This window comes from Elioraea sp. (genome assembly GCF_051860475.1).
Taxonomy (GTDB): Bacteria; Pseudomonadota; Alphaproteobacteria; order Acetobacterales; family Acetobacteraceae; genus Elioraea.
Window position 1 is genome coordinate 1 of the sequence record NZ_JBHYDW010000210.1, and the last position, 5,262, is coordinate 5,262.

At 70.2% G+C, this 5,262-nt stretch carries 5 protein-coding genes; 1 reads left to right on the forward strand and 4 read right to left on the reverse strand.

The window, feature by feature from the left end; all coding sequences use genetic code 11:
* A partial coding sequence (locus tag ACTIFU_RS22215; protein ID WP_439580510.1) for a GMC oxidoreductase occupies positions 1 to 145 on the forward strand: 145 nt, incomplete at its 5' end.
* Positions 146 to 227: 82 nt separating this feature from the next.
* Here ACTIFU_RS22215 and fusA read toward each other — a convergent pair.
* The 4 genes from fusA to ACTIFU_RS22235 form a co-directional block, all read right to left on the reverse strand.
* The gene (fusA, locus tag ACTIFU_RS22220; RefSeq protein WP_439580506.1) at positions 228 to 2,306 is read right to left on the reverse strand and encodes an elongation factor G; all 2,079 of its coding nucleotides are present in this window, start codon (positions 2,304 to 2,306) and stop codon (positions 228 to 230) included.
* 176 nt (positions 2,307 to 2,482) lie between these two features.
* A complete protein-coding gene (locus ACTIFU_RS22225; RefSeq protein ID WP_439580507.1) occupies positions 2,483 to 3,379 on the reverse strand; it encodes an ABC transporter permease in 897 nt (298 codons plus the stop codon).
* A complete protein-coding gene (locus ACTIFU_RS22230) occupies positions 3,379 to 4,251 on the reverse strand; it encodes an ABC transporter permease (protein ID WP_439580508.1) in 873 nt (290 codons plus the stop codon). Before ACTIFU_RS22230 ends, ACTIFU_RS22225 begins: the two co-directional genes overlap by 1 nt.
* Before the next feature lie 60 nt (positions 4,252 to 4,311).
* Positions 4,312 to 5,262 (reverse strand): ABC transporter substrate-binding protein (locus tag ACTIFU_RS22235; RefSeq protein ID WP_439580509.1); only part of this gene is annotated, 951 nt, incomplete at its 5' end.

Here is a 5,262-nt window from a genome sequence, read left to right on the forward strand (position 1 = left end):
GCGCGGGCTTGGGCGCCTCTGGGTGGCCGATGCCTCGGCCTTCCCCGACATGATCAGCGCCAACCCCAACGCGACCGTCTATGCGGTCGCAGAGAAGGCGTCGGACCTGATCAGGAACGAACTGCGCGAAGCGCCCTCACCCTGACCCTCTCCCGCCCGCGGGAGAGGGAACCGGGTGGCACCGGTGCGTCCCCTCTCCCGCGGGCGGGAGAGGGGCAGGGTGAGGGTCAGGCCGACTTCGCCATGATCTGCTCGGCGATGTTCCGCGGCACCGGATCGTAGTGGTGGAACTGCATCGTGAACGAGGCCCGCCCCTTCGACATCGAGCGCAGATCCGAGATGTAGCCGAACATCTCCGACAGCGGCACATGCGCGCGCACGATCACCGAAGTGCCGAGGATGTCCTGGCTTTGGATCATGCCGCGGCGGCGGTTCAAGTCGCCCACCACGTCGCCGACATGGTCGGGCGGCGTCGTCACCTCCACGTCCATGATCGGCTCGAGGATGATCGGACCCGCCTTCTTCATGCCCTCGCGGAAGCACGCCTTGGCGGCGATCTCGAACGCCATCGCCGAGCTGTCGACGTCGTGGTACTTGCCGTCGACCAGCGTGTACTTGAAGTCCACCGTCGGGAACCCGGCGAGCACGCCGGTATCGGCCTGCACCTTGATCCCCTTCTCCACCGCGGGGATGTACTCGCGCGGCACCGCACCGCCGACCACCGCGTTCTCGAACACCACTCCGCCGTTCCGGTCGAGCGGCTCGAACACGATCTTCACCTCGGCGTACTGGCCCGACCCGCCGGTCTGCTTCTTGTGCGTGTAGGTCTCGGTGTGGCTGCGTGTGATGGTCTCGCGGTACGCGACCTGCGGCGCGCCGATATTGGCCTCGACGCCGTACTCGCGCCGCAGCCGGTCGATGATGATCTCGAGATGCAGCTCGCCCATGCCGGACAGGATGGTCTGGCTGGTCTCCGGGTCGGTGCGGAGCCGCAGGCTGGGATCCTCGGACGCGAGCTTCTGCAGGCCGAGCGTCATCTTCTCGATCGAGTCCTTGGTCTTGGGCTCGACCGAGATGTCGATCACCGGCACCGGGAAGGCCATGCGCTCCAGCACCACGGGATCGGACGGATCGGCGAGCGTGTCGCCGGTCTGGGTGTCCTTCAGCCCGATGAAGGCGGCGATGTCGCCGGCGTAGACCTCCTTGATCTCCTCGCGCTTGTCGGCGTGCATCTGGAACATCCGCCCGATGCGCTCCTTGTTGCCCTTCGTGGTGTTGAGCACCTGGTCGCCCGAGCGCAGCACGCCCGAGTAGACGCGCACGAAGGTCAGCGTGCCGTACTTGTCGTTGATGATCTTGAAGGCGAGGCCGGTGAAGGGCGCCCCCTCGCTGATGACGATCTCGCGGCCCTCCCCCTCAGATCCCTCGGGGGGAACGGTGCGGATGCCCGGCACTTCGTTCGGCGCGGGCAGGTAGTCGAGCACCGCATCGAGCAGCGGCTGCACGCCCTTGTTCTTGAAGGCCGTGCCGCAGAGCACGGGGCGGAACGTGCCGGCGACCGTGCCCTTCTTGATGCAGCGCTTCAGGGTCTCGACCGCGACGTCGCCCTTGTCGAAATACTCCTCCATCGCCGCGTCGTCGACCGACAGCGCGGTATCGAGCAGCTTCTGGCGGTACTCCTTCGCCTTCTCCATCAGGTCGGCCGGGATCGGCGCATCCTTGAACGAGGCGCCGAGCTCGGAGCCGTCCCAGACGATCGCCTTCATCTCCACGAGGTCGATCACGCCGACGAACTTGTCCTCGGCGCCGATGGGAAGCTGGATCTCGATCGGGACAATGCCGAGCTTGTCGATCAGCGACTGCACGGCCTTGTAGAAGTCGGCCCCCGTGCGATCCATCTTGTTGATGAAGATGATGCGCGGGACGTTGTAGCGGTCCGCGAGACGCCAGTTGGTCTCGCTCTGCGGCTGCACCCCGGCCACGCCCTCGATGATGAAGATCGCGCCGTCGAGCACGCGCAAGGACCGGTTGACCTCGATGTTGAAGTCGATGTGGCCGGGCGTGTCGATGATGTTGATCCGGTGGTCCTTCCACTCGGCCGTCACGGCGGCGGAGGTGATGGTGATGCCGCGCTCGCGCTCCTGCTCCATGTAGTCGGTGGTGGTCGCGCCGTCATGCACCTCGCCGATCTTGTGGGTCCGGCCGGTGTAGTAGAGGATGCGCTCCGTCGTCGTCGTCTTTCCCGCGTCGATATGCGCGGTGATGCCGATGTTTCGGATACGCGACAGCGGGATGGTACGCGGCACGGTGGCCTCCTGGTCGTCCCCCCGGCCCTGCCGGGGTCTCAATAAAAAGTGCGGGCGCGGCCGGGGGGGGTGCTTGCCACCGCCAGGACCGCGCCACGCTTCCGGATCGCCGGCTTTCTGACGCGGAGCGGCCGAAAATGCAAGCTTCACGCGGCTGGCGCGGGGCTGGGCCGCGCTCAGCGCACACGCGGGTCGGCCAGCCGGTGGGCGAGGTCGGCCAGCAGATTGGCTGCGATCACGCCGAGCGCGAACAGCAGGATGACCGATTGCAGCACCGTCCAGTCGCGCCCGGCAATCGCCTGGAAGGCGAGGCTGCCGAGCCCCGGCAGGCCGAACAGCACCTCCATGGTCAGCGCCCCGGAGACCAAGCCGGCCAGGATCAGGCCCGAGACGGCGCTCAGCACGCCGGCCGCGTTCGGCAGCACGTGGCGCAGCACGATCGCCCCCGGCGCCAGCCCCTTGGCGCGCGCCGAGCGGATGAACGGGGTCGCCAGGATCTCCTTCAGCTCCTCGTGCAGGGGCTTGGCGATCTGCCCCGCAATGTCGATGCCGAGCACCAGCACCGGCATCAGGCGCTGCCCGCGCACCGGCAGCCAGCCAAGCCAGATCGAGAACACCAGGATCGCCGCCAGCCCGACGCAGAAGGTCGGCAGGGCGATCGACCACACGTTCAGCGCCTGCACGAACGCGGGGCATGGCCCGCGCGGCCGCGCCGCCGCCACCGCTGCCGCCGTGATCCCGAGGGCCAGGCCAAGGCCGAGCGCGAGCGAGGCGAGCATCAGGGTGTGCGGCAGGGCGTAGCCGATCATCTCGGCGACCGGCCGGTTGTAGCGCAGGCTCAGCCCGAGATCGCCGGCCAGCGCGCCGCCGACCCAGCGCAGGAACTGCACGCCCCAGCCGGCATCGAGGCCGAGCTCCGCCCGCAGCGCCTGCTGCTCCTGCTCGGTCAGGTCGCCCTCGATCCCGAGCACGTCGACGACATCGCCCGGAATGACGCGCATCAGCAGGAACACCAGCACGCCGATCGCGGCGGCCGTCAGCAGCTGGCGCAGGATCGGCGCGGCCAGCCGCATCAGCGCGTGCCGGCACGCAGCGGATCGGCGGCGGCGCGGATGCGGTCACCGGCGAGCGCCAGCACCAGCGTCAGCAGCGACAGCGCGAGCACGGGCGCGAGCACGCCATGCGGCGCGCGTTCGACGAAGGGCAGGCCTGCGGCGATCATCCGCCCCCAGGTCGGCGTCTCGGGCGAGACGCCGAGGCCGAGGAAGGACAGCACGCTCTCGGTGGTGACGGCGCGCGGCAGGATGATCGCCGCCTGGGTGATCAGCGCGCCGGCGACGTTTGGCGCGATGTGCCGGCGCAGGATCACCGCCGGATGGGTGCCCGAGGCGACCGCCGCCTCGACATAGGCGGCTTCCCGCTCGCGCAGCCAGGCCTGGCGTGCCACCACCGCGAAGGTCGGCGCGAAGGAGAGGCCGATCGCGATCGTCACCGGCCCGACCCCGGTGCCGAGTGCCACCATCAGCGCGAGCCCGAGCAGGACCGACGGCAGGGCACGGATCATGTCGATCAGGCCGAACACGAGCGCGGCCGGCAGCGCGCCAGAGGCAAGCGCGGCGAGGCCGAGCCCGGCGCCGGCCGCGAGCGCGAGCGCGGTCGCCCCGACCGCCACCAGCACGGTGATGCGCGCGCCCGCGAGCAGCCGCGAGAGCACGTCGCGGCCGAGATTGTCGGTGCCGAGCGAGGCGCCGGGCTGCGGCGGCAGGTTGCGCGCGGCAAGGTCCTGCCACAGCGGATCCTGGGGCGCGATCAGCGGGCCGAGCAGCGCCAGCAGCGCGACCAGGCCGAGCAGCAGCAGCGGCGTCCGCCAGGGCGAGGCGGTGGGCAACGCCGGTTCGGCCTCGGCCTCCGCCTGGCGCCAGCCCGGCAGCGGGGCTTCGGGCATCGTGCGTGGTCCCTGCCCTCATCCGGCCCCGCTCGGCGGACCGAACGAGGGCGAGCCCGCTCAGCCGATCTTCGCGAAGGCGGCGCCGCCGTCGACGCGGTTGGCGCCCCAGGTGAAACCGGGGCTCCAGCCGGTGACCTCCCTGCGATTGCCGATCGCCTCGGCGGCATGGCCGATGACGACGGTCCAATAGCGGTCCATCGCGTGCCGCCACGCCTCGAGATAGAGCGCGCGGCGCTGCTCGAGATCGGTCGCGGCGACCGCGCGCTTCACCAGCGCGTCGAAGGCCGGGTCCTGCGGCCCGCCCCACAACCCGACATTCGGTCCGTCCGACAGCATGCGGATGAAGCGCAGGAAGATGTCGGCGCGCGGCCCCGAGGCGAACGGCGCGAGATCCCAGTCATAGGCGTTCAGCCGCCGCTGCGCGCCGAGGTCGTCGAGCGCCAGGTGCTCGACCTGGAAGCCCAGCCCGCGCATCGCCTGCGCCACCGCCTGGGCGTACTCGCTCTGCCAGGAGACAATCCGGAGCGGCGTGCGCGCCGGCTCCACCCCCTCCTCGCGCAGCATCGCGCGCGCGCGGTCGAGATCGGGCGTCGCATGGCGGTCCGCCGCATGGATCGCCTCGTCCCAGTAGAACTGGCCCGGTGCGGCCATCTGGTTCGTCACCACGCCCGCGTCACCGGCGATCAGCCGCATCAGCCCGGGCTTGTCCATCGCGCAGGCGATCGCCTCGCGCACCTTCAGCCGGTCGAAGGGCGGGCGCGGACGGCGGTTGTTGAAGGACCAGAAGTACCAGGTGGTGTCCTTCATGAACTGGATCTCGATGTTCGGATCGGCCCTCAGCTCGGGCAGCGCGGCGAAGCGAGCGCGCGCGACGTGCAGGTCGCCCGCGCGCAGCGCGAGCGAGGGGTCGTCCATGTCGCGCAGCACGAACTCGACCGCCTCGGCACGTGGCAGACCGGCCTGCCAGTAGCCGTCATGCGCCTCGCCGCGGAACAGCTCGTTCGGCAC

Bases quoted from the DNA above. Each gene is read 5' to 3' on its own strand.
- ACTIFU_RS22225 (WP_439580507.1), bottom strand. From the start codon at position 3,379: ATGCGGCTGGCCGCGCCGATCCTGCGCCAGCTGCTGACGGCCGCCGCG.
- ACTIFU_RS22230 (WP_439580508.1), bottom strand. From the start codon at position 4,251: ATGCCCGAAGCCCCGCTGCCGGGCTGGCGCCAGGCGGAGGCCGAGGCC.